General features: G+C 53.9%; 21 protein-coding genes. 7 read left to right on the top strand and 14 right to left on the bottom strand.

Annotated elements, in window-relative coordinates; genetic code table 11:
- Positions 1-154: 154 nt before the first annotated feature.
- Complete coding sequence (locus ACI48J_RS04950; protein ID WP_405081969.1) at positions 155-1,198, bottom strand: LacI family DNA-binding transcriptional regulator; 1,044 nt, start codon at positions 1,196-1,198, stop codon at positions 155-157.
- Between the two features lie 358 nt (positions 1,199-1,556).
- Here ACI48J_RS04950 and ACI48J_RS04945 point away from each other — a divergent pair, with 358 nt between their 5' ends.
- Positions 1,557-2,282 (top strand): response regulator transcription factor, encoded by a 726-nt coding sequence (locus ACI48J_RS04945; protein ID WP_326055627.1) that lies wholly within the window; start codon positions 1,557-1,559, stop codon positions 2,280-2,282.
- Position 2,283: 1 nt separating this feature from the next.
- Positions 2,284-3,774: a HAMP domain-containing sensor histidine kinase gene (locus ACI48J_RS04940; RefSeq protein WP_326055626.1), complete on the top strand. Its 1,491-nt coding sequence runs from the start codon at positions 2,284-2,286 to the stop codon at positions 3,772-3,774.
- A gap of 344 nt (positions 3,775-4,118) precedes the next feature.
- Here the strand turns inward: ACI48J_RS04940 and ACI48J_RS04935 are convergent, their stop codons facing one another.
- The gene (locus tag ACI48J_RS04935) at positions 4,119-4,868 is read right to left on the bottom strand and encodes a YheC/YheD family protein (protein ID WP_405081968.1); all 750 of its coding nucleotides are present in this window, start codon (positions 4,866-4,868) and stop codon (positions 4,119-4,121) included.
- A 173-nt stretch (positions 4,869-5,041) separates the two neighbouring features.
- On the opposite strand from ACI48J_RS04935, the gene ACI48J_RS04930 reads away from it, so the two are divergent.
- Entirely contained in the window at positions 5,042-5,761 is a 720-nt protein-coding gene (locus ACI48J_RS04930) for a hypothetical protein (RefSeq protein WP_405081967.1), read from the top strand.
- 97 nt (positions 5,762-5,858) lie between these two features.
- Here the strand turns inward: ACI48J_RS04930 and ACI48J_RS04925 are convergent, their stop codons facing one another.
- A complete protein-coding gene (locus ACI48J_RS04925; protein WP_405081966.1) occupies positions 5,859-7,448 on the bottom strand; it encodes a peptide chain release factor 3 in 1,590 nt (529 codons plus the stop codon).
- A gap of 67 nt (positions 7,449-7,515) precedes the next feature.
- Complete coding sequence (locus tag ACI48J_RS04920) at positions 7,516-8,598, bottom strand: metallophosphoesterase family protein (protein ID WP_405081965.1); 1,083 nt, start codon at positions 8,596-8,598, stop codon at positions 7,516-7,518.
- A gap of 192 nt (positions 8,599-8,790) precedes the next feature.
- Here ACI48J_RS04920 and ACI48J_RS04915 point away from each other — a divergent pair, with 192 nt between their 5' ends.
- On the top strand, positions 8,791-10,257 hold the full coding sequence (locus ACI48J_RS04915) for a methyl-accepting chemotaxis protein (protein WP_405081964.1): 1,467 nt from the start codon (positions 8,791-8,793) through the stop codon (positions 10,255-10,257).
- 46 nt (positions 10,258-10,303) lie between these two features.
- Here the strand turns inward: ACI48J_RS04915 and ACI48J_RS04910 are convergent, their stop codons facing one another.
- From ACI48J_RS04910 to zwf, 6 genes are all read right to left on the bottom strand, one after another.
- Positions 10,304-10,867 carry a GNAT family N-acetyltransferase gene (locus tag ACI48J_RS04910; protein WP_405081963.1) on the bottom strand — a complete coding sequence of 188 codons (564 nt, stop codon included), beginning with the start codon at positions 10,865-10,867 and terminating at the stop codon, positions 10,304-10,306.
- 193 nt (positions 10,868-11,060) lie between these two features.
- A complete protein-coding gene (locus tag ACI48J_RS04905; protein ID WP_405081961.1) occupies positions 11,061-12,998 on the bottom strand; it encodes an FtsX-like permease family protein in 1,938 nt (645 codons plus the stop codon).
- Positions 12,973-13,749 carry an ABC transporter ATP-binding protein gene (locus ACI48J_RS04900; RefSeq protein ID WP_326055615.1) on the bottom strand — a complete coding sequence of 259 codons (777 nt, stop codon included), beginning with the start codon at positions 13,747-13,749 and terminating at the stop codon, positions 12,973-12,975. The genes ACI48J_RS04905 and ACI48J_RS04900 overlap by 26 nt, the downstream gene beginning before the upstream one ends.
- Positions 13,750-13,854: 105 nt before the next feature.
- Complete coding sequence (locus tag ACI48J_RS04895; RefSeq protein ID WP_405081960.1) at positions 13,855-14,976, bottom strand: sensor histidine kinase; 1,122 nt, start codon at positions 14,974-14,976, stop codon at positions 13,855-13,857.
- A complete protein-coding gene (locus tag ACI48J_RS04890; protein ID WP_405081959.1) occupies positions 14,969-15,679 on the bottom strand; it encodes a response regulator in 711 nt (236 codons plus the stop codon). Before ACI48J_RS04890 ends, ACI48J_RS04895 begins: the two co-directional genes overlap by 8 nt.
- Positions 15,680-15,817: 138 nt before the next feature.
- Entirely contained in the window at positions 15,818-17,338 is a 1,521-nt protein-coding gene (gene zwf, locus ACI48J_RS04885; RefSeq protein WP_326055610.1) for a glucose-6-phosphate dehydrogenase, read from the bottom strand.
- Positions 17,339-17,498: 160 nt separating this feature from the next.
- Between zwf and ACI48J_RS04880 the strand changes: the two genes are divergently transcribed.
- Positions 17,499-17,819, top strand: a complete 321-nt coding sequence (locus tag ACI48J_RS04880) for a hypothetical protein (protein WP_405081958.1) — start codon at positions 17,499-17,501, stop codon at positions 17,817-17,819.
- Positions 17,820-17,907: 88 nt separating this feature from the next.
- On the opposite strand, the gene ACI48J_RS04875 is transcribed toward ACI48J_RS04880, so the two are convergent.
- Complete coding sequence (locus tag ACI48J_RS04875) at positions 17,908-18,345, bottom strand: GNAT family N-acetyltransferase (RefSeq protein WP_326055607.1); 438 nt, start codon at positions 18,343-18,345, stop codon at positions 17,908-17,910.
- Between the two features lie 452 nt (positions 18,346-18,797).
- On the opposite strand from ACI48J_RS04875, the gene ACI48J_RS04870 reads away from it, so the two are divergent.
- On the top strand, positions 18,798-19,256 hold the full coding sequence (locus ACI48J_RS04870) for a hypothetical protein (protein ID WP_405081957.1): 459 nt from the start codon (positions 18,798-18,800) through the stop codon (positions 19,254-19,256).
- Positions 19,257-19,305: 49 nt separating this feature from the next.
- Here the strand turns inward: ACI48J_RS04870 and ACI48J_RS04865 are convergent, their stop codons facing one another.
- From ACI48J_RS04865 to liaF, 3 genes are read right to left on the bottom strand one after another with little or no spacing between them, the layout of a single operon-like run.
- Positions 19,306-19,941 (bottom strand): response regulator transcription factor, encoded by a 636-nt coding sequence (locus ACI48J_RS04865; protein WP_036739861.1) that lies wholly within the window; start codon positions 19,939-19,941, stop codon positions 19,306-19,308.
- 5 nt (positions 19,942-19,946) lie between these two features.
- Positions 19,947-21,005, bottom strand: a complete 1,059-nt coding sequence (locus ACI48J_RS04860; protein WP_326055603.1) for a sensor histidine kinase — start codon at positions 21,003-21,005, stop codon at positions 19,947-19,949.
- A gap of 38 nt (positions 21,006-21,043) precedes the next feature.
- On the bottom strand, positions 21,044-21,706 hold the full coding sequence (gene liaF, locus ACI48J_RS04855) for a cell wall-active antibiotics response protein LiaF (protein ID WP_326055602.1): 663 nt from the start codon (positions 21,704-21,706) through the stop codon (positions 21,044-21,046).
- Between the two features lie 315 nt (positions 21,707-22,021).
- On the opposite strand from liaF, the gene ACI48J_RS04850 reads away from it, so the two are divergent.
- Positions 22,022-22,639, top strand: coding sequence for a hypothetical protein (locus ACI48J_RS04850; protein WP_405081956.1), 618 nt, complete (start codon positions 22,022-22,024; stop codon positions 22,637-22,639).
- The last annotated feature ends 89 nt before the right edge of the window (positions 22,640-22,728 follow it).

Below are 22,728 nucleotides of genomic sequence, written 5' to 3'. Positions count from 1 at the left end.
AAGATTGTCCCGGCAGCCTCCGTTGTTTCCGCTCAAGCAGACCAACCTGAGAACGGGTCTTTTTTCTCTATTATAGCATACCGGAATTTAGAGCAGATGAACCGGAACCGAACCGAATCCCGCATAAAGCAGGCTGCTTCTTCTGCAGGATCTCTCAGTTCCCCGGCCGCGGGTTGGAGGAAGCTCGAACGACGAGCTTCGTGGAAAGCCGTTCATGGAACGAAGGAGGCAGCTCTTCGGTTTCCGGGGAAGCGTTAATCCGCTTCAGCAGCGCATCCGCCGCGAGAAGTCCCATTTCGAAGAACGGGACATAGACGGAGGTCAGCGGCGGATCGCTGAGCTTGGCGGCTTCGGAATCGTCATATCCGACGATGGCAAGATCTTCTCCGGGGGCGATGCCCCGTTCTTTCAAGCCCTGCATGAGGCCGACCGCCATCCGGTCGTTCGATGAGAATACCGCATCGACACGGCCGCCGAGTTCGACAATTCGTGCCGCCGCCGCATAGCCGCTTGTCCGGCTGTAGTTGCCTTCCAGAATCAGCTCGGGCTCCGGCTCCAGTCCCGCTTCGTTCAAGGCCCGGTAATAGCCCCGCAAACGGTCCGCGCTGTTCGAATACTGCGGCGACCCGTTCAGGAACGCGATCCGCCGGTACCCGCTTTCCAGCAAGTGCTTGACCGCCTCGTAGCAGCCCTGCTCATGGTCGGCGTCCACAACGCTGTAGGTCTCCCCTTCATAGTGCTGATTGATCAGCACGAACGGCATTCCCTGACGATCGAGTTCCCGGAACCCTTCCCGCTGTGCGGGCACGTCCAGGGCCCCCAGAAAAATACACCCGTCCACTTTGCGGGAACGGTAAGGCTCCGTGTAATCCACGGATTCGTGGGGAGAACGGAACATGACCAGCATATCGCAGCCGTGCCTGCGGACCCCTTCGCCGATTCCGCTCAATATTTCCGAAAAATAATACGTCGAAAACAGATGCACCTTCGGCACATACGGCAGAATCAGACCGATATGGCCGCTTTTCCCCAGAGCGAAGCTGCGGGCCACCGCATTGGGATGATAGTTCAGCTCCTTGGCGGCCGCCAGTACTTTCTGCTTCGTGCTTTCCTTCATAGGCCCTACATTGTTAAAAACGCGGGAAACCGTCGCTTCGGATACACCCGCCATCTTTGCCACATCTTTTCTCGTTACCATGCCGCTACCCCTTAGCTGGCGTTCCTTACCGCCCGGTTTCTGTGGATATTTCAATGGAAATATATTAGTTGGATCGTAATCGTTCGATTCGATAAGATCATTATCGTTTATTGTAAGAAATTTTTCGGATAAAATAAATGAACACGCGTTCATTTTCTCATGTTCAGAGGCTTTCTGTCAATCGGCGGCAGGTGCTTTCCGTCTGTTCCGGGCCTACTTGCGCTCGCCTATCCGACCGACTATGCTAAGATTATGAAAGCGCCCTAAAACAAGCTGCGCACGCAGCATCGAACAACAATCACGGTTGCGGCCAAAGCCCGCCAAAACAACCGCTTGTCATATAAGGAGTTGAGCGAAAATGAAACTGCTCGTCGTGGAAGACGACCGGTCGGTGTGCGAAATGCTCCGCCCTTTTCTGGAACGCGAAGGGACCGTTACGTTCGTGCATACGGGCTCCGAAGCCGAATTCCTGATCCGTGAAGCCTCCTGGAACCTGATTATCCTGGACTGGATGCTTCCGAACCGCAGCGGGATCGAGCTGTGCCGGATGATCCGCACGACACAGGACACTCCCGTTATTCTGCTGACGGCCCGCGGAGAAGAAGGCGACCGCGTACTCGGACTGGAATCCGGCGCGGACGATTATATCACGAAGCCGTTCAGTCCGCTGGAGCTTCTCGCACGCATCAAAGCGATTATGCGCCGCTATCACAGCGGGCCCGGCAGTATGGCCGACAACGGAGCCGCGGAGTCCGCGTTCGCGGAGGATCTTGTCGAAGACAACGGAGAGCGGCTCGTCCACAAAGATATCAAAGTCGATACGAGCACGCGTGAGGTCTACGTCGGCCCGGATAAATTCACGAACCTGACGCCCCGGGAGTTCGATCTGATCTCCCTACTCGTCCGCTATCCCAAACGCGTGTTTACCCGGGAGCAGCTTCTCGAAGCTGTGTGGGGGTACGACTTTTACGGGGATGAACGCACGGTCGATGTCCACATCAAGAGACTCCGCACCAAAATCGGCAGCGCCGAGAGGCCGTTGATCGCCACGGTCTGGGGAGTCGGCTACAAACTGGAGGAATAAGATGAAATTCAGGCTGATTCCGACCCGGCACCGCTTCACGTTCTTCCAGAGACAGTTTGTCTCGCTGCTTTTCCTGTCTCTGCTTGTGCTCGTGCTCGTCAGTTTTATTTTCGTCTATTTGTTCAAGATCCATATTTACGACGAGAAAACGGAAGAGCTCGAGAGCGCCGGTGACACGATTTCGCGGCTGATCCTCCGGGAGGAAGTCGTGCCCGAATTGACGCTGAGCGCCTACCGCACGGTTCTGAGGGAGCGCGGCATTTCCTTTATCGCCATGAATGCGAAAGGGCAGCTATATTTCAAAGACCAGCGCACCACTCCTCCGACGTTCCGGTCCAAAACGTTCATGGACAGCCTGCTTGCCCAGATCCCCAAGCTTCAGAGCGGCAAAGCCCTGATCGTGGAAGAAAGCGGACCGGACCCCTATCTGGTGTATCCGTACGAGCTTAAGTTAAAGCACTCCGACGGCAAAAATTATTTGTTTGTCATGTCTCCGGTCAAAGGAATGACGCAGACGCTCTCCCGCGTGTATGAAATGGTCGTGCTCGCCGGTATCGTGGTTTTCGTGCTCGCCATGATCGTCGCGCTTATCGTTTCGCGCAATATGAGCCGGGCCGTCCTATCGATCCGGCAGGCCACCCGGCGCATCGCCGACGGGCGGTACGATACGCGCTGCGATCTCGCGAGGACGGACGAACTGGGGGATCTCTCCCGGGATTTCAACCGGATGGCGGAACAGCTGGAGTTCACTTCCCACAAGCTGGAGCGTATCGAAATCAAGCGGAGACGGTTTATTACCGATGTGACGCACGAACTGAGAACGCCGCTCACCTCGATCCGGGGGATTGTCGAAGGTCTGAAAAGCGAGTATATCACCGGACACGAAGAGCAGGTCAAATACTACGGCATCATCGAACAGGAAACGCTCCGGCTTATCCGTCTCATCAATGAACTGCTGGATATGGAAAAAATACAAAACGGTCTCATCACACTGCGCCGCGAGTATTATCCGTTGAATGATTTGCTTGAAGTGCTGAAAGAGTCCTTCGAGTTCCTGATCGGGGACAAAGACCTTGATCTGGAAATCGACTGCCCCCCGGACACGCTGATTTACGGCGATTATGACCGTTTAACGCAAATTTTGATTAATCTGATTAAAAACAGCATCCAGTTCACGTCTCACGGCACCATCCGTATGACGGCGAGACAGACGGAGACCGCCACCGAGCTGAGTATCTCGGACACAGGGCGGGGGATGACCGCCGAGGAGATGGAGCAGATCTGGGATCGTTTCTACAAGGCCGATCCTTCCCGCTCCAAAGACCGGAGCGAAACCGGCCTCGGGCTTTCGATCGTGAAGCGGCTCATGGAGGCGCACGACGCCGAAATAGGCGTGACAAGCGTGCCCGGCCAAGGCACCACATTCCTCCTGCGTTTTCCAGTCAAGCCGGGAGAAGCGGCTCATAAGGGAGAGCTGCCGGGACAAGGATAAGTCTAAGAGCGGCGGCTTTCGGCGCTTGGCTTATTCTTGTCCGCTGCTTGTGCATCCCTGCATTTCGGCTGAACGGTTTGCGGTTTGCGGTTTGCGGTTTGCGGTTTGCGGTTTGCGGTTTGCGGTTTGCGGTTTGCGGTTTGCGGTTTGCGGTTTGCGGTTTGCGGTTTGCGGTTTGCGGTTTGCAATGCAGCTCTTCCGATTTCAGCCCTATCCTTACACTCTTTGCATCTCATACGCCTGCCTTCAAATGGTATACGGCTGCACGGCTTCTCTCCTGCTTATCGTTTCTTCCGATGCCCCTCCAACCAAAACGGCCCGGCTGACCCGCCCGGCCGTTTTTTTTATTTGCGTTTGTTGTACTTGTAGTACCGCAGTACCTTCGCGTAGACCCGCTTATCCTTCAGGACTTTAAAAATATACGGGTCCGGCTTCGTATTCACTTCCAACACCCACGGCTTAAACTCCTGATCGACAGCGACATCCAGCCCGATTTCCCGGATACCCGGATACTTCAAACGGAGAGCATGAGCGGTGCCGAGAGCGAGCCTTTTAAGCTTGGCTTTGAAGCGTTTCAACTCATCGGCGCCTAAATAAGGGCCGAGTAAGGTCTCAACGGAACGAAGCTTGCCTCCGCTGTGGTAGTTCGTAACCACCTTGCCGGTTTGGGAAACCCTGCCGATTATTCCGCTTGTTTCCCATTGCCCGGTCGGATTGGTCTGCACCATCACCCGCAAATCGAACACGTTCTTGTCATGCTTCAGCATGCGGATGCCCTTTTGAACCAAATATTTGCGTCCTCCCGTTGCCGTCTTCAGCGATTGATACAGGTCCTTGCAAGTTTCAAAGCTTAGGGTCGTCTTCCGGTGCTGATACCGGTAAGGCTTGGCATCTTGTTCGTTGTAGTCCACCCGCATTACGCCTCTGCCGAACGTCCCGCAGTCGGGTTTTACGTACACCATGCGATATTCGTTCAGCATATCCCGCAGCGATTCTTCCGACAGGATCCGTGTCGCCGGTATATGAGGACGCACAGCCGTGCTGTGCAGGACAGCCTCCGTCTTTACCCACTTGCTCACGATATATCTTCTCATCCCGGTGCCTCCTCCTATCCATCCCGCAGACATGCTTGAATCAGATTATCTAAACCTGCGATTAGCTTATGAGACCGGGGCAAGGACCGTCACGGACAAACGCCTCCCGCCGGGAAAATGCAACCTTGCGGGCCGAATTGCCGTTTATAGGAAAAAGCGACGAGGTGAATCCCATGAGAAGAAAGTACCGTTTAACGACCGTCGTCCTGTTGGTCTTGGCGGGCTGGATCGGCCTGCTGCTAACTCCCCCTCAAGCGAGTGCGCTGGATTATGCGCTGATTCCGCTTAGAGAGCTGGAGGAGGAATCCGAGGTCATTGTAACGGGGACCGTACTTCGGGAACAGAAATCCGGTACCGACAGCTCTTACACGCTCCGGCCCGATCAAATTCTTAAGGGCGATATCGATGTCAGAACCCCTATCGAGATTAAGGTGCTTCAATTCGCCGATGAAGGCAAAATGTTTCCGGGCGAGCGGTACCTGCTTCTTCTCAAAGCCGGAAACCCCTTTATCGTTAGCGGGGTCTATCAAGGATTGATCCAGCTTTCCGGCGGGGAACCTTACTCCCGGTTTTATACCCCCGATGAGATTACGGCCCTGCTGGACAAACTCGGCGCGAAGTACCAGGAATCTTCCTCGGCCGAACCTTCTTCGCCCCCGCCTGAAAATACTTCCCCGTCCCCCGATTCCGTTACGACCGGGATGCAGCCGGCCGAACGGGCGGCCCCCGGTCCTTGGGAGGAAAGAAAGCCCGCCGATCCGTTCGTCCTCTCGGAGTGGTACGGGCCTCTCTTCCTGGCCGCAGGTCTTGCAATTGGCATCATCATCGCCTTTGCGGCCGAGAAACGGGCCCGCAAACAACAAACCGAGCGGGACAGCCAAGACCCGGACTAGCACCGGAACATTCAAAAAAGCCGCCCGCCCAAATCGGCGGAACGGCTTTCATTTATAACGGAGGACCGGAAAATAATCCCGGGTCCTCCTTGTTTACTTAAGGCGCGTTTGTCAGGAACTGCGCGTTCGGATTTTTCTCCATGGCGGACCGCAGGGCGTATTCGCTCTCGAACAGGGCAACATAGTTGCCTTTCTTGTCCGTGACAAGCTGCGAGTTGATGCGGAAGCGGGACGGGTCGATCTTCTCGTCGACAATCCATCTCGCGAACTGGAAGCCCAGACGCTGAAGCTGGATATCTACCCCGTACTCGGCCTTCATCCGGTGCTCGAACACTTCGAACTGAAGCTGGCCGACTACCCCGAGAATCGTATCGTCAAACGCTCCGGTAGTCCGGAACACCTGGATAGTTCCTTCCTCCGTAAGCTGGTCGATTCCCTTCTGATACTGCTTGTGCTTCAAAGCGTTCTTGACGGTTACTTTGCTGAAAATTTCCGGCGAGAACGTAGGCAGCTCATCGAACACGATTTCTTCCTTCTGGCTGAGAGAGTCCCCGATTCTGAAAATACCCGGGTCGAACAACCCGATGATATCTCCCGGATACGCCTCCTCCACAATGTCGCGGTCCTGTGCAAGAAACTGCTGCGGCTGGGAAAGCTTAATTTCCTTCCCGGCACGCACATGCTTCACAGACATGCCTCTCTGGAATTTGCCCGACACGATCCGCAGGAACGCGATACGGTCCCGGTGGGCCGGATTCATGTTGGCCTGGATCTTGAACACATACCCCGAGAAGTTCTCTTTGGTCGGCTCTATCATTTCGCCCTGCGTGTTTTTACGCGGCTCCGGAGCCGGCGCCAGTTCCAGGAAGTTTTCCAGGAACGTCTGGACGCCGAAGTTGTTGACGGCACTGCCGAAAAATACAGGCGTCAGCTCGCCTTTCATCACTTTCTCGTAATCGAACGGGTCGCCGGCCACGTCCAGAAGCTCCAGCTCTTGTCCAAGCTGCTCATACAGGTGGTCCCCCGCGATTTCCTTGATAACCGGGTCCTCATAGCCTTCCACCTTGCGTACGGCAACCTGCTTATGGTCGTCGCCCTGGAAAAGCTCCAGCTGGGTCCGCTGGCGGTCGTATACGCCGCAGAACCGCTTGCCCATGCCGATCGGCCAGTTCATGGGATACGAACGGATCCCGAGAACCTGCTCCAATTCTTCCAGCAGCTCGAACGGATCACGACCTTCACGGTCGAGTTTGTTGATAAACGTAAAAATCGGAATGCCTCTCATGCGGCATACCTGGAACAGCTTGATCGTCTGAGCCTCGACGCCCTTCGCAACGTCGATCAGCATCACCGCGCTGTCTGCGGCGGTTAAGGTACGGTACGTATCTTCACTGAAATCCTGGTGACCCGGGGTATCCAGAATGTTGATCTTGTGTCCGAGATAATCGAACTGCATAACGGACGACGTAACGGAGATCCCCCGCTGTTTCTCGATCTCCATCCAGTCGGAAGTCGCATATTTGCCGACCTTGCGGCCTTTAACCGTTCCGGCGAGACGGATCGCGCCTCCGAAGAGCAGCAGCTTTTCCGTCAGTGTAGTTTTACCCGCATCGGGGTGGGAGATAATGGCGAACGTGCGGCGCTTGGCCGCCTCGGTTTGAAGCTCTTTCTGTAAAGGTGTACTCATGGTTGGATCCTTCCTGCTTTCTCTATAGTTCATCTTATGCCGCTGCCCGCTTCCGGTGCCTGCGGCGTCACACGCTCTTCTTGTTTAATGCGACCGTCCAGTGCGCTTCCTTCAGCCATCTACGCTGGGCGTAATCGCGGCCGCGGACCACGACCTTATTCTCGAAGACCTGGACGTAAAGACCTTGCGTCTTCGATTTTCGGGCATCCGGCAGAGCCTTGTTCAATGTCCGGCCGACCGATGAGTTGTGAAAATAATGAAACGGCTCCTGCAAATAGTGGGCCGATCCGTTCTGGAAATCCTGATGCCGATGCCCGCAGAAAACGAAAACGTTCTTGTACGGGGCGATCAGCTCCCGGATTTCCTTGCCGCGGACAATCTGGTGGCTTCCTCCGCTGCGTCCCTGCATCGGCAGAGGCTGGTGGATCATAATGAAGATCCGCGCCGTTCTATCCAGTCCCGCCAGCTGGGCTTTGAACCACTCCATCTGCGCGTCCGTGTACCAGGCGCCTTCACCCGCCTCGGGCTTCTCCTGCATATAGCCTTCCTGCGAAAGCAGCAGAATGGTGCAGCCCTCCAGATCCATCCGGTTATACGGCTGTTTGTACCCGAAAAATTTTAAAAATCTTTCCCTGGCCATCGCGTCGGTCTTGCCGTTGGGCATGCCCTCCCGGTTAAACTCGCCGGCTTTGTCCAGCCAAAGATCGTAATATTCGTGATTCCCCATATTGGCGTGCACGGGCGGAAGCTTGTAGGCCTTCATAAGGCGGCCCAGCTCCTTGTAATCCCGCTCTCTCCCGTAGTCCGTACAATCGCCGGTCAGAAGGAGAACATCCACCGGCTGCTTCATGGCCGTCATATCGCTCAAAGCGGATTTAAAATGCTCCAGAGTCAGCGGATCGTCGGGCGAAGCGTGGATATCGCTCATGATCGCGAAAGTGGCGAGCGCCTTCCCCGCCTGCGGATCATCCGGAAGCTGAAGATCCTCTCCGGCCGGGAGCTCTTCGGCTTCTTCCGCCTGGACCACGGCAGCCTCACGGTCCGAAAGACCGGATTTCCGCCTTAATCCGCTTAATACGGTTCCCGCACCGGCCCCTAGCAGAATGGCAAAAAATGCGGTCAGCCATTTGAGAAACGAGCGCCTGTCCATCTGCCAGCTCCTTCCGGCTAAGCTTCCCCCTATTATAACCCGTTTTTTGCCGCACTGCACGCGGATTCTTCAAGCGCCTTCCGAAAAAAAATCACAAAAATAAACTAACATTTATTAGTGAAATCTATAAACTTTTTACGGTAAACAACCGATTAGGTGAAAGTAAACAAATATTAAGAAATGAGGGAAATCATGGAATCGAAACATCTGCTTTTTAAAAGGAACAAACTGCTCAACCGCATTCTGTGGATCATGCTCGCCCTGGGTATCGTAATCGATCTTATGACGGCCGGCTTAGAGGTTGTTCTCGTGCTTGCCGTTGTCGGTATAGTGATTTGCGGAATCAGCACCCTGATGTCGGTTAAACACATAGCGCCTCAGCTCGTTATGTATATTGTTCCGGTGAACGTAACCGTTTTGACCACCCTGCTGCTTTACGCCGAACCGCTGACGAGCACGTATTACCTTATTTTTGTCAACATTGCGCTAATGACCTTGTACTCCAATTATCGACCTATCGTATTCTCCGGCATACTTGGAGGGGCTTTAACGGCCTTTTTATTCATCCAACCGCGTTTTTACGAAGCCATGTTCCCCAAAGAATCCCTCGCCAACCTGCTGCTCTATGTCGCCATGATTACCGCGGCTTCCGCCGCTTCCGCACGATTCTCGGAGAAACTGCAAACAGAAGTAATGGAACAACAGGCGGAGACCCTGGAAGCGAAGACTCAGACAGACTCGCTGCTGGAACAGGTCGGCTCTACCGTGCAGGTGTTAAACGAATTCAACGACACGCTCAAAACGAATGTGGCTACCGCCGGGAAAATTTCGCAAGAGGTCACGGCCACGTTCGGCGAAGTCTCTACCAGCGTGGAGCATCAGACTCAAATCGTGGTGGATATCAGCGGTTCCGTTCAGGAAGTCGAGCGGGTCGTCTCCAGCGTAGCCGACGGCTCCGGTACGCTCCAGCGGCTGTCTACGGAGAATATCGGCCTGACGAATCAGGGGAGCGAACAGGTTCATGCCCTCAGCGCGGAAATCGAAACCGTCTACAGCATCATTCACCGGACCGTCCATTTGATGAATGATCTGAATGAACAAGGCGTACGCATCGGCAGCATGGTCGGGCTAATCAACGACATCACGTCTCAGATCAACCTGCTTGCGCTCAACGCGGCAATCGAGGCCGCCCGGGCCGGAGAGCACGGCAAAGGCTTTGCCGTCGTATCCGACGAAGTCCGCAAGCTCGCCGAGAACTCCCGCCGCTCCACGGAAGAGATCAACGACATTCTCCAGGGCATCCGCCACACGAGCATCGAGGTGACCAAACAGGTGAATCTCGGGAAGCAGGCGATTACGGCGGGACGCGCCGCCAACGAACAGGTCGAGAGCATCATCCGGCGGGTAGCCGACAATACCGGACTCGTCAAAAACCAGTCCGATCACGTGGAAGAATCCGTTGCGCTGCTGCAGGAGGAGTACCGCAAAATTTCTCACGAAATTGTCGCCATCGCCGGAAGCACGGAGCAGAACATGGCTTCCTTCGAAGAGATTATGGCGGGGCTTGAGAATCACGATGCCCGCATTAAAGATATCGTGACGAGCTACCGGCGCCTGGACAGCCTCATCACGAATTTGAAGGCAATGACACGCGGTTAAAGAAAACGGGAACACCCCGGCACGAGGGTGTTCCCGTTTTCTTTTTTCAAGAGCCGACGGCAGGCAGGACGATTTCCGGCTGTTCCGGATTCGGAAGCAGCCAGGCGTAACCGAGTTTATTCAGGTAGAGGCGGCTTACGTCGCATACGACGGGTACGACCATCCCTCCCTTGTAGTGGAAAGGCTCCGCGATACGCTCAAGCTTGATCCGGAACGCCATGCGCAGAGCCTTGCACAGTTTGGGTTCCATCAGCGCCACGATATGCGTGCAGCCGCGATTTTCACAGTAATGTACGATCAGAGAAACGAGCTTGTCCAGGTTGCGGCCCCGGTACTCCGGAAGGAGTGCCACCTTGTCGACCTCCACAGCCTTACCCGGCGCAAGCGCGGGATGTTCAGAGAACGGAGCGAGAGCGTCGAGCGGATGACGGCCGGGGTCATAGCGTTTAAACTCTACCGTTCCGGCCGCTTCACCGTCCTCGGAGAGAATCAGGTAGCAATCCGCGTCCCGGCGGGTAAATTCCAGCTCAAAGCCCTGCTGCTGCCAGACCCGGGTCCAAATGCGGTCAAATAAAATGAAATCGTCCAGACTGTCCCCTTTTCTGTACATCACTCTTCTCTCCCATCTTTAAATTCCATAGATTTACAATTTAGTTATACAATTTTTCTTTACTTTTATCGTCAATATGAATAATATTTTACATATAAAGCAATTTGCAGCTCAAAAAGAAAAAGGCTCTTCCGACCCCGCCACCGACAGCGGGATAGAAAAGCCTTTTGATCTAACAGCCTAACAACCTGAATTAACGAACCGAATGCGCCAAAATTCTCTTCATGTACGAGCGTCTGGCGGCCAGGAAATAAAGCGTCTGCATCAGAGCGAAAATAACGAACACCACCGCCGCATAAGGCCATATGTTCGAGATCAGCATATTACCGAGCGCCTTCATCGCAAAGGACGTATGGACAAGTCCGACCACAAGGGGGATAAAAAAGATCATCCCGACCTGCTTGGAAACCGTCCGCCTGATTTCCTGATCCGTAATCCCTATCCGGGTGAGAGCCCGGAATTGGGCCTGATCCTCCTCGATTTCGGTAAACAGCTTGAAATATATCATGCTGCCCGAAGCGATAAAGAATAGAAAACTGACGAAAATTCCGATGAATAGCATCAACGACATCAATTGTTTCGTTTCCAGGTACTGATTGACACGAGTCCCGAAATTCTGCTTCTCCTGCTCGGGCACCATCTTTTCGATGAGATGCACGGTCGGGGAGGCTTCCTCCCAATTTTTGATCTCGTAGCCGTATAAGACGCTTTTGTCCTCGTTCGGAGTGGCGTCCATCATTTCCTTGAACTCCGACGCATCCGTCACGAGCAAAGTCGAGATATCGAACTGGGTGGGAACAACGGACCCGTTAATTTGTTCGTCCAGCGCAAAGGTCCGGGTTCCCGTTTTCAGCTTCGCTTCCAGCCTTTGACCCGGGGTGAAAGACTTGCGCTGCTGCTCCTTATACGGGTAAATGTACGAGGCATAGCCCCGCTCCACCCGCAGCTCCGGCTTGCCCAGCCGTCTGGCCTGGGTATTGTAGTCATCCTCGGAGACGATGAACAACTGCTGCTCCCGAACTCTGCCCCCCAGTTCGACGGGAACCCGGACGGGAATACCCGCCATCCGCACCTCATAATCCAGCTCCACCCCGTTTTGTTTCAGGGTGTTTTTCAATACGTCCGGATCCAGCACGCGGTGACTGTCCAGCCCTTTTTCCGCAAATGCGATGGATTGAGGGTAATGCTCCATGAGCTGGTTGCGGGTATCTTTAAGGATCACATACACCGTACCCGACGCGGACAAAATGACAGCCGACAGGATAGATACCATAAAAAGCATCCGCGCATTATCTTTCAGCTTGAACGTCAGCTGCGATATCGTAATCAGATTCGTCTGATTGTAATAAAGCGAAGTCCGGCGCTGGAGCCTCCGGAGAATAAACACACTGCCCTGCGTGAACAAAAAATACGTTCCCAGCACCGTAAGAAAGACGACCGGCATGAAATACAGAATAAAATTCATCAACGTAATCTGATAAGCCAGCGTATAGCCTGCGACCAGACAGACGGCCGATAGGACCACGAGCCAGATGGAGAAAGCCGGCATCTTTTTCGGCTGTTTGGAGGCCCGGAGCAGATCGATGATTTCCGCGCGCCCCACCTGATAAAGGGTCAGCAGGGTAATGGTCAGAAACAGCAGCAGAAACCCGATAACCGTGAGCAGTACCGCCTTTAAAGGAATGACGAAACGGATCGGGGAATCGACGTCAAGCAGCCGGGCCAGCCCCATAAAGAACAGCTTGCTGAACAGCGAACCGATTCCGATGCCGCAGGCGACGGCAAGAATGGAGATAATCACATTCTCCAGCAGTACCATCCAGCGGATTTGTCCTTTGGTCATGCCGAACAGCGTCAGCAGGCCGAATTCTTTTTTCCGTGATTTGAAAAAGGCCGACATCGAGTAAAGGATAAAAAAGAAAGAGAAAATAATAATGATATAATCGCAGGCGATCATCACTTCCCGGATCTTAGATGCCGCCGGCATCGAGCCGCTTATGACGTCCGGATGCAGAATAAACGCGGAATAAATATAAAAAATCGTAACGGAGAACACGCTGCTCCAGAAAAAAGCGCCATATTGGTGCCAATTGCCGCGGATATTTTTAAGGGCGAGCTGTCGAAAATTCATCGAAATTCCCCCCAAGCACACTTAACGAATCGAGAATCTGCTGGAAAAAGGCCTGCCGGTTCGCTCCCCGTCTCAGTTCGGAGAACAGCTTCCCGTCCTTGATGAACACAATCCGCTTGCAGTAGCTCGCCGCAAAAGGATCGTGCGTTACCATCATAATGGTGGCGCCCAACTGCTCGTTCAGCTCCTTCAGCGATTCCATCACATCCTTGGCGGCTTTGGAATCCAGGTTGCCCGTCAGCTCGTCCGCAAGCAGGATGGACGGCCTATGGATGATGGCCCGGGCGATGGCCGCCCTCTGTTTCTGGCCGCCGGACACTTCGTAAGTCCGTTTGTCCAGGATCGCCGTGATTCCGAGCAGCTCGGCGCACGGCTTAAGCCGGCTCTCGATTTCCGCCACCGGCTTTTTGTCCAGGGCAAGCGGCAAAATTATATTTTCCCGGATCGACAAGGTGTCGAGAAGATTGAAATCCTGGAAAATAAATCCCAATTCACGCCGACGGAACAAGGCGAGCTGTTTCCCCGATAAAGCCGCGGGGTTCGTTCCGTTGATCTCGATATGACCGCTCGTCGGTTTGTCTATCGTAGCCAGTATGTTCAGCAGCGTCGTCTTCCCGCTTCCCGAAGGCCCCATGACGCCGACGAATTCCCCTTCGCCGATCTCGAGACCGATGTTCTCCAATGCTTTATAGGTCAAATTACTTTTCGTCCCGTATATTTTCGTTACCTGCTCGGCTTTTAAAACCGCCATTCGGTATCCCTCCATTAATCGTGTCTATGTTCCTAGTATAGACCTCTGAAGAGAAGCTACCTATTGATTTGCCTTTCAATGCGGCAGACCAACCTTACATTTTCGTCACCCGGGCTGTTCTCCGCCCGCTTCATCCCGCTCTCCGAACCGGTGGAGACTCTGGCTCTGAAACATCAGGCTCACCGTCGTTCCTTGGCCGGGCTCGGATTGTATGTCAACCCGGTGCCCCAGCCGGGACATCACCTGTTTGACGAGATACAGCCCCATCCCCGTCGATTCCGTAACGACGCCCCTTCCGTTCTCTCCGGTGAAAAAAGCGTCAAAGACCCGGGGCAAATCTTCCGGAGCTATTCCGATCCCGCTGTCTTGAACGGAAAGGCGGATTCCGTAAGCTTGCTCTTCAATCCGGATAAGGAGCGGCTTGTTTCCTTCCCGCTTCCGGGAGTACTTGATCGCATTGCCGATAAGCTGGTGAAGCACGAACGAGAGCCACTTCTCGTCGGTTTCCACATAAATATCCGGGGCGGACGAATCGATCTTCGGAAAGATAGACGCCCGGATACAAGCTTTCTTATAGTCGTTCACGATCCGCCGGGCTACGGCCGTAAGCTCAATCCGCCGCGGATGGACATCCAGCTCGAATTTTTCGAGCCTGGCCGTGTAGAGCATCATCTGGAGACCCGAGGCGATCTTCTCGTTCTCCTCCTGAATGCTCGAGAGAAGCTCTTTCATCCGGTCCCGCGGCTCCGGCGCCCCTTCCGACTGCTGGATAAGCAGGTCGATGACGGAAACCGGCGTTTTGAGCTGGTGGACCCACTGGTTCGTAAAATGCAGATGCTGCTCCTGAGCCGCCCGATAAGAAGACAGCGTGGACAAATAAGCCCGGTGCTGCTTCTGCAGCAGTTCGTTGACCGCCTGCTGCTCCTGTGTCCGGAACGGCAGGAATAAAGCACTGTCCAGCGAGCTTTGGGCGGATTCGCCGAGCCTCTTGTTCAACGCCCTTGCGTAGCCGGCCTGCCGGACATAATCATAAATCAGTACCGCCATCCACACGGCTCCGGCCAGCAGGAACAAGTACACCAGATTGCCCGTTTTAACGGGTAGCCCCGCCTCCATACGGTCCAGCCACAACACGACCAGAATAAGCACGATAGAAAAGAAGAAGGCCGCCGTGTACAAAAGCCGGTCGAACAAAAATCGCTTCCACGTCCAGGCTTTGTCATGCATCGCCGGTACTCCCCCATTCCGTCTGAAGACGGTAACCCTGGCCCCGGACCGTTTCGATAATTCCCGGCAGGCCGATTTCTTCCAGCTTCCGCCTTACCCGCGTGACATTCACCGTCAGCGTGTTGTCATCGACGAAATGGACGTCGTCCCAAAGGGCCTCCAGCAGCTCCTCCCTGCTTGCGATACTTCCGGCCTTCTGGGCCAGGCAGTCGAACAGCAGCAGCTCGTTTTTCGTCAATTCCATCCGTTTCCCGGCGAATTCCAGACTGTTCTTCATCCGGTCCAGCTTCAGGCCGTTCAGCTCCCATTCGTCTCTGGACGGCTGCGCCTGGGCGTATTCCCCGTATGCGCGCCGCAGCGCGCCTTTGACCTTGGCCAGCACGACGTCGAGATTAAACGGCTTCGTCAAATAATCGTCGCCGCCGTTTTCGATCGCCATCACCTGGTCCATCTCCCCCGTCCGCGCCGACAGGAAAATAATCGGCACATTGGAGAACGTGCGGATTTGACGGCACCAGTAGAACCCATCGTAGCGGGGAAGGTTGATATCCAGCAGAATCAGATCCGGCTCCAGCTCGGCGGCCTCTCCCTTAATATCGTGAAACCGCACCGCACGGAAAACCTCATATTCATATTTGGTTAAAGTGTCTTTCAAAATGTGGGCGATTTTATCATCGTCCTCGACAATCAGAATGCGGTACATGCTTACCTCCCGGTGTCCCCCTAATACGGACCCACGCTTTTTGTTAAATATCTATGCGGCCAGCAAAAGAAGCACCCGTCAGCCTAAGCCGCAGGGTGCTCCCGTTAATCTCTTGTTTGTGAAACCGGAACGGCCGGTTTAGGACTGGCTCGCCCAGATAACTTCGCCTTCATGCTGGCCGTTCACCGGCCACCACTTGAAGCCGTCCGCGGCGAGCAGTTCGTTGGCTGCGTCCGGACCCCAAGAGCCTGCCGGATAATGGGCAAGGTCTCCTCCGCCGTTTTCTTTCCACGCCTGAGCGATGGCATCCACGTACTGCCACGCGTGCGCCACTTCGTCCCAGCGAGTGAAGTAGGTGGAATCTCCGCGCATAGCGTCGAAGATCAGCCGCTCGTATGCTTCCGGCGTATTAAGCCCCACCTGGCAGCTTTGGCAGAAATCCATCGCGATCGGGATAATGACTCCCTCGGCGCCCGGCTTTTTGGCATTCATTTGCAGATAAATGCCTTCCATCGGGTTCACGCGGAATACGAGCAGGTTCGGCTGCAGGTCATGCTTGTTAGCCAGGTAAACGTTGTCCGGCACGTTCTTGAACTCCACCACAACCTCCGTGGATTTCACGGGCAGACGCTTACCGGTACGGATGTAGAACGGAACTCCCGCCCAGCGGAAGTTGTCCACAAAAACACGGGCCGCCAAATACGTTTCCGTGTTCGATTCGGGATTGACGCTCTCTTCGCTGCGGTAAGCCGGCATTTCCTTGCCGTTCAGCTGTCCGGCCGTATATTGGCCGCGCACGACATTCTTATTAACCTCTTCGGCGGACTCGAAAGGACGCAGGGAACGCAGCACCTTCACCTTCTCATCCCGGATATCTTCCGGATGAAGACGGCTCGGCGGCTCCATGGCCATCATGGCAAGCATCTGGAGCATGTGGTTCTGCGCCATATCGCGAAGAGCCCCCGAATGGTCGTAATAACCGCCCCGGTCTTCGACGCCGACGGTTTCGCCCAGCGTGATCTGAATGTTGGCTATGTACTTGTTATTCCACAGCGGCTCGAAAAAGGCGTTCGCAAAACGGACCACTTCAATGTTTTGGACCATTTCTTTACCCAGGTAATGGTCAATGCGGTAAATATCTTTCTCCTCGAACACTTGACGGAGCTGCTGGTTCAGCTTGCCTGCCGATTCAAGATCGTAGCCGAACGGCTTCTCGATCACGAGACGATGCCAACCGGTGGTTTCAAGCAGACCGCCTTCGCGGAGATTATAAGACACGTTGCCGAACAGCTCCGGAGCAAGCGCCAGATAGAACAGACGGTTGCCGTTGGTCTGGAATTTGACGTCCAGCTGCTGCGTCAGCGTGTTCAATTGGCGGAACCCGTCCACATTGTTAATGTCGAGTGGCAAATATTCGAAATGTTCCGCAAATTTAGCCCAGTCCTCGTCGTCCTGCACATGATGACGGGCGAATTCGTTAATGGAATCGCGCAGATCTTCACGGAACTGCTCGTTCGTCCTGGAACGGCGCGCAAGTCCGATTACGGCGAAATGTTCATTCAGCTTGCCTTCACGGTATAAGCTGTAAAAGGCGGGAAACAATTTTCTCTTGGCCAAATCTCCTGTAGCTCCGAAAATCAGAAAAACAGCACCATTCATCGTCGCATCATTCTTTCTCTGTGGTTTTAGATTAGAATAAGCATACCGAAATTGCATAAGGGATTCAACTTTTTTTCACAAACCGGGCATCTGTCCAATCCGTTTCCGCCTTCCCGCCATAGGCTGTTATCAGAAATTCTCCCCATGGAGGTGCAGCGCGGTGCAGCGAATCGATCCTGCCAAGAGTGAGCAAATCCGGCCCCATATCGGCAAACCCGTTCTTGTTTACTTAAGAGACGGCGCGGAAATTTTCGGTATACTTAGCCGGCTCGATCAAGGAAATCTGATTCTAAACGAAGAACCAGGTGTAAAAAAACTTTCTCCCAAAACAACCAAAAAATTAAAAGTGGCCAAGAAAGGCGGCAAAAAATCGGTCAGACTTGCTGCCGAAGAAAGTCAACCCGTCCTAGCCCATCCGGCGGGGTATACCCCCATCGTGCTGGATCGAAATTTTATTGGCGCTATCCTTGTACTTCAATAGAAAGCGGGCCACTTACTTTACTATCCCCCAAAACCAGGAATGGACACATTCCTGGTTTATTCTTTTGCCGGAACAGAGAACGTTTTTTTTAAAGTTCTTTTTCCATTAAATGAAGACGAAGCTGGGGCACATAGCTTTTGACGCTGTATCCTTTCGACAGATAGAAGGAAATGGCCTTCTCATTTACCGAATCCACATACAGCCGCGAAGCCCTGCATTTCAATTTACGGCCGTATCTTTCGGCGTGCTCCATCAACGAAGTTCCCAGCCCCCGTCCTTGAAAGCGCGAATCGACCGCCAGCATATCGACAAACAGGCTGTCCTCCGACACCTGAACACTGACAAAACCCGCGGCTTGCGCCCCTTCGTCAGCCACGAAGGTTTCTCCCAGCTTCAATCTCTTCTTCATGTCCGAAAGGTTAACGTCCGCCTCCGGCACAGTCATTCTTGTATAGGGCAAAAGCTCCTTTTCAGTCAGACGCACCAGTATCCTGTCATCCTTGGCCGGAATTCGTTTGCGGATCAAGTAACATCGCCTCCACATGGTTTGCAGATACTGCATCGTATGCGAAATGGCAGGCTTTGCTCCGTAAACAGGTGTTAACCCTCCATGATTTACCGCTTATTTCTTATACTTTTTGGACATGCCCCACATAAAGACCACGCATAGGACAAGAAAGCCGATGATAACCAATATCGTTGACCCGTTCACTGTCAAATCCCCTTTATTTTTCCCTATCTCATATGCCTTCATTGTAAGTCGCCGGAAGAGAAGCGTCAAACCGTCTTCCAGCCCTTACTCCTGTTATCGGCGCTCACCGTTCGTAGTTCCATCGTTAGGCGATAAAATAATTTTATAAAGTTGTCTAACTTCATGCTTTCAAAACGATAAAAACGTGGTAATATGATTGTAACTATATGGAAATCGAAAAAAGAAGGAATTCTTAAAAGCACGTTCATGAAAGGTGGCGGACGGTTATGTATATAGTTACACCCCAGTACGTCAATGAGACGTACCGCAGTCATTCCCATTTATTTCGGATTCAGGCCATCCGCCGTATGAACGGGCTGGGCCCTGTAAGCCCGCGCGGACCCTTTCCCGAGATGCTCTATACCCGGCAGGATCGGAGCGGCAAGGCAGGCCCGGCGGAGCAAGGCCAAACGAACGGATTCCTTGCTGAGCAGCGGGACGCCGCTTCCGGTAAAGAAGCCCAGCAGCAAGCCGGTATGCCCGCAATGCTTCGCAGGCTGGGAGAAACAAACGAGTGGAAACGGCCCAAAAATGATGACCGTCCCGGTCAGGCGGAGCAATCTGAGGAAGCGGAGGAATCGCTTGTTCAGACGCACGCAGCTATGCAGCAGATGAAGCTTAATAAAGCTCTGCAAGCTTACCGCCCGTTCGTCCGGAAGCAGATTACCCTCGAATCCGCCGTATAAAGGGAAGCCCGCACCGCCATTCCGCGGTACGGGCTTTTTAGGTTGCGCTTTATTCCGCCAGACCATGCTTAAACGCATAAATGGCCGCTTGGGTGCGGTCTTCCACGCCCAGCTTGGCCAAGACATTCGTTACATGGAATTTAACGGTTTTAATTCCGATGAATAAGTCATCGGCTACTTCCTGATTCGATTTGCCCGCGGCAATGAGCCGGAGCACCTCCATTTCGCGCTCGGTCAAATCTTCATGAGGAGCGGCTGCGGGCTTCGGCTGCCGGAACCGGTTCATCAGCTTCGACGCTACCTGCGACTCCAGAATGGATTGCCCTTTCGCAGCCGCGCGGATAGCCTGGGCGATTTCCGTGGCGCGGGAAGTTTTGAGCAGATAGCTGAACGCTCCCGCTTCCAGAACCGGATACATCTTCTCGTCATCGAGAAAGCTCGTTAACACGATAACTTTGCAGTCCGGGTAAAGCTGGAGCAGCTTGCGCGTCGTTTCTATGCCATCCATGCCCTCCATGACCAGATCCATCAGCACGACGTCCGGTTTGTATTCCTGTGCCAGGCGAATCCCGTCTTCCCCGTTGCTGGCTTCGCCGACCACCTCGATTCCCTCTTCCGTACCAAGAACAGCCGCCAGCCCGATCCGGACCATCTCGTGGTCGTCCACCAGCAGCACTTTAACCATGTCCACTATGCTTCCTCTCCTTCCGTCATTATCGGTACCCGGATTTCGATACGGGTTCCGCTTCCCGGAGCCGTAACCAGTTGAAGAGATCCTCCGATCTCGTTCACCCGTTCCCGCATCGTGGATAAACCGTAAGATGTCTGTTTTTCCTCGTCCAGATCGAACCCTACCCCGTTATCGCGGATAAGCAGACGGACCCAGCCCGATTTCTGCTGCATCCGCAGCTCCAGCCTGGTCGCTTTCGAATGCCGCAGGGCATTCGACATGGCTTCCTGGACAATCCGGAACAGATGATCTTCGATTCCTTTGGACAGGGCAATTTCATCGTCCACTTCCCATATGATGTCCATGGGAACTTTCGCTTTCAATTCCTGCAGCAGCCGGATCAACCCTTCGGAAAGCTGTTTGCCTTCCAGGTGAACCGGACGCAGGTGAAGCAGCAGCGCCCTCATTTCGGATTGGGCCACGGAGGACATTTCCTCAATGAGGTGAATCTGCCGCTGGGCTTTCTCGAAGTCCTTGTCCAGCGTGCGGAGCGCCGCCGTAGCCGTCATCGAGATGGCGAACAGCTGCTGGCTGACCGCATCATGCAGTTCCCGTGCCAGACGCTGCCGCTCCTCAATGATGGCGGAAACCCGTGCCTTCTCCGCAAGCTGGGCGTTATTGTTCGACAAACGCTGGAGAGAAGCGACCTGCTCCTCCCACTTTTTCAAGATGCGGCCAAGCTGTTCGCCCAAACGCCCGATCTCATCCTCGCCCAGCGGAGGCAGGGTCGAGCGGGAAATGCTGCCGATCTCCAGCATCTGCATCGTTTCCATCAGCAGCTCCAGCCGCCGCGTCGTGCGGTTGCTGCTCCAATACCCGTAAGCCGCCCCCAGAATGATCGAGCCGCCGACGAGCATGGCACCGATTTTGATCCCTTGGGCCCACGTCTCGGGCGGATTTATAAATTTAGCGGTATAAAGCACATAGACAATAAAAGTAAGCACCGCCAGACAAAGAACAATGGATTCCGCCATGCTTCGCCAAATCATATTGGTCAATCTTTTTTTGTAGCTGTCCACGGCACCATTCTCCTCTCTTGTCAGTAGACGGTTTCGTTCTAAAGCATGCGAACGTCTATATCCCCTACGATATAAGAGACGATTAGTTTCACCTGATGTTCTCTCGTCTCGTAATTAGGAGATATCCAATTAAGCTTATTGATAACTCCGGATTCTTTTTCCAGAGGCGAACTGATCTGTCCGACCGTAACCGAAGCTTCGATAGATACGCCTATTTCTTCGGGCACAATCAGCCGCACATCTCCGATAATCCCCTGCAGAACGAGCGTCGTTTCTTTTTTCTCCAGAATCGCGTAAGACAGGTCCATGTGAGCTTCTCCGATAATGAACCAGATACTGCTGTCCTTAAGCACCCAGGGCTCTTTGCCGGGACGGATGCTGTCGATCAGGGTCTGCTTCTGGATAAAATCGTCTCCGGGCTGGACCTTTTTGGACTTAATATAGAAAATCCCGAGCGAGATCAAGATAATCGCCAGCACCAGCGAGAAATTATTGCCCAGTAGAATGACGGCTCCGACGCCCATATAGGCAACGCCTTTCTTCTCGTTCTCATACCGGATTTTATAAAAGCCGAAAAACATCAGCAGCAGGGCAATCACCACAAATATGCCGACCCACCGTTCCAGAATGAGGAAAATCCCCAGTGCGATCAACAGCATAGCCGTGTTCCGGTGTCGGTTATTTTTCATTTGTTGTTCCATGGGGCACCTCCTTTGCGGGCTGCAGTCTGCCTGAAATCTTTTCCGTCCGTCGTATCGCTTGGCTCTTGCCGTTCCGTACCGTCATTTAGAGCCGCGAATCCTTACATAGCATATCACAATCGCCTATCCTCTCCAAGATAAGAAATGATGCTTTTATTGTAGCGAATCCGCTGCGCATCCGACACCGCCTATTGGCGGTCTAATCCCCTGGACCAAGGTCGGGGAAGGCTTTTTTCCCACTTCCGGCAAGGAATAATTCACGGGCCTTTATAAGAAAATAAGTCCATGCAAACTACGGCACAAGGAGATACTTCCATGACTAAACCAAACGCTGGAGCGCGTTTCGCTCTGATCGCCCTATTATGCACGGCCGCAGCCGGCTTCGTACCTGCACCCGCCATTTCCGCGCAAGCGCCCGGAACCGGCTTGTCCTCTTTCGACACGTCCGGAGCCGGATCATCCGGCATCATCCTTCCCAGCGGCCCTTGGACAGCCAGGCTTCAGTCCACGCCGTCGCATGCCGTCCCCCCGTCTTCCGGAGCCTTTTCCCGGGAAATTCGCGCACAGCTTTACGATGTAGACAAACAAAAGGTAGTTGAAACCCTTGTCGTCACGGACGAAATTCGCACCGAAGCTTCCCGCTGGCTGGCAAGCATTAAAGACATTGCCGTTCAGACGAAAATCGACAACGTGCAGGGTGTCGTCCTGAAACTTCCGCTTGATCCTCCCCTTGCCGTAAATAACCGCTGGATGCAGGGCAGCTCCAATGAGCTATTCCTGTTTCTCGATCCGTCGCGGTTAAACGAGCCTTTGCTCCTCGTCTTCTCTACGACGGGAAAACCGTTTCTGTTTAAAACCTCCGTCCAGGTCAAGCCCTTCCTTGAAAAAGAACGGCTGCTCCGTTATTTGAAGCCCGTTCCCGCCTCCGGGTAAACAAAAAACGCCGTATTCCGGTTAAGCGTTCATCTTTCCGAACCGTTAAAAGCGTCCAAACGCAACCCGATTTTCTGCCGAACGTATGG

It is taken from the genome of Paenibacillus chitinolyticus, assembly GCF_045038035.1.
In the GTDB taxonomy this organism is placed as follows: domain Bacteria; phylum Bacillota; class Bacilli; order Paenibacillales; family NBRC-103111; genus Paenibacillus_F; species Paenibacillus_F chitinolyticus_A.
The sequence above is the reverse complement of the archived record's forward strand: the minus strand, read 5'-3'. Positions and strand labels throughout refer to the sequence as shown.

Excerpts from the sequence above, each read along its gene's own strand:
- ACI48J_RS04890 (WP_405081959.1), bottom strand. The coding sequence starts at position 15,679 with ATGTACCGCATTCTGATTGTCGAGGACGATGATAAAATCGCCCACATT.
- zwf (WP_326055610.1), bottom strand. The coding sequence starts at position 17,338 with ATGAATGGTGCTGTTTTTCTGATTTTCGGAGCTACAGGAGATTTGGCC.
- ACI48J_RS04900 (WP_326055615.1), bottom strand. The coding sequence starts at position 13,749 with ATGGCGGTTTTAAAAGCCGAGCAGGTAACGAAAATATACGGGACGAAA.
- ACI48J_RS04895 (WP_405081960.1), bottom strand. The coding sequence starts at position 14,976 with ATGCATGACAAAGCCTGGACGTGGAAGCGATTTTTGTTCGACCGGCTT.
- ACI48J_RS04910 (WP_405081963.1), bottom strand. The coding sequence starts at position 10,867 with ATGTACAGAAAAGGGGACAGTCTGGACGATTTCATTTTATTTGACCGC.
- ACI48J_RS04920 (WP_405081965.1), bottom strand. The coding sequence starts at position 8,598 with ATGGACAGGCGCTCGTTTCTCAAATGGCTGACCGCATTTTTTGCCATT.
- ACI48J_RS04905 (WP_405081961.1), bottom strand. The coding sequence starts at position 12,998 with ATGAATTTTCGACAGCTCGCCCTTAAAAATATCCGCGGCAATTGGCAC.
- ACI48J_RS04850 (WP_405081956.1), top strand. The coding sequence starts at position 22,022 with ATGACTAAACCAAACGCTGGAGCGCGTTTCGCTCTGATCGCCCTATTA.
- ACI48J_RS04915 (WP_405081964.1), top strand. The coding sequence starts at position 8,791 with ATGGAATCGAAACATCTGCTTTTTAAAAGGAACAAACTGCTCAACCGC.
- ACI48J_RS04925 (WP_405081966.1), bottom strand. The coding sequence starts at position 7,448 with ATGAGTACACCTTTACAGAAAGAGCTTCAAACCGAGGCGGCCAAGCGC.
- liaF (WP_326055602.1), bottom strand. The coding sequence starts at position 21,706 with ATGGAACAACAAATGAAAAATAACCGACACCGGAACACGGCTATGCTG.
- ACI48J_RS04935 (WP_405081968.1), bottom strand. The coding sequence starts at position 4,868 with ATGAGAAGATATATCGTGAGCAAGTGGGTAAAGACGGAGGCTGTCCTG.
- ACI48J_RS04940 (WP_326055626.1), top strand. The coding sequence starts at position 2,284 with ATGAAATTCAGGCTGATTCCGACCCGGCACCGCTTCACGTTCTTCCAG.
- ACI48J_RS04870 (WP_405081957.1), top strand. The coding sequence starts at position 18,798 with ATGTATATAGTTACACCCCAGTACGTCAATGAGACGTACCGCAGTCAT.
- ACI48J_RS04865 (WP_036739861.1), bottom strand. The coding sequence starts at position 19,941 with ATGGTTAAAGTGCTGCTGGTGGACGACCACGAGATGGTCCGGATCGGG.
- ACI48J_RS04945 (WP_326055627.1), top strand. The coding sequence starts at position 1,557 with ATGAAACTGCTCGTCGTGGAAGACGACCGGTCGGTGTGCGAAATGCTC.
- ACI48J_RS04930 (WP_405081967.1), top strand. The coding sequence starts at position 5,042 with ATGAGAAGAAAGTACCGTTTAACGACCGTCGTCCTGTTGGTCTTGGCG.
- ACI48J_RS04950 (WP_405081969.1), bottom strand. The coding sequence starts at position 1,198 with ATGGTAACGAGAAAAGATGTGGCAAAGATGGCGGGTGTATCCGAAGCG.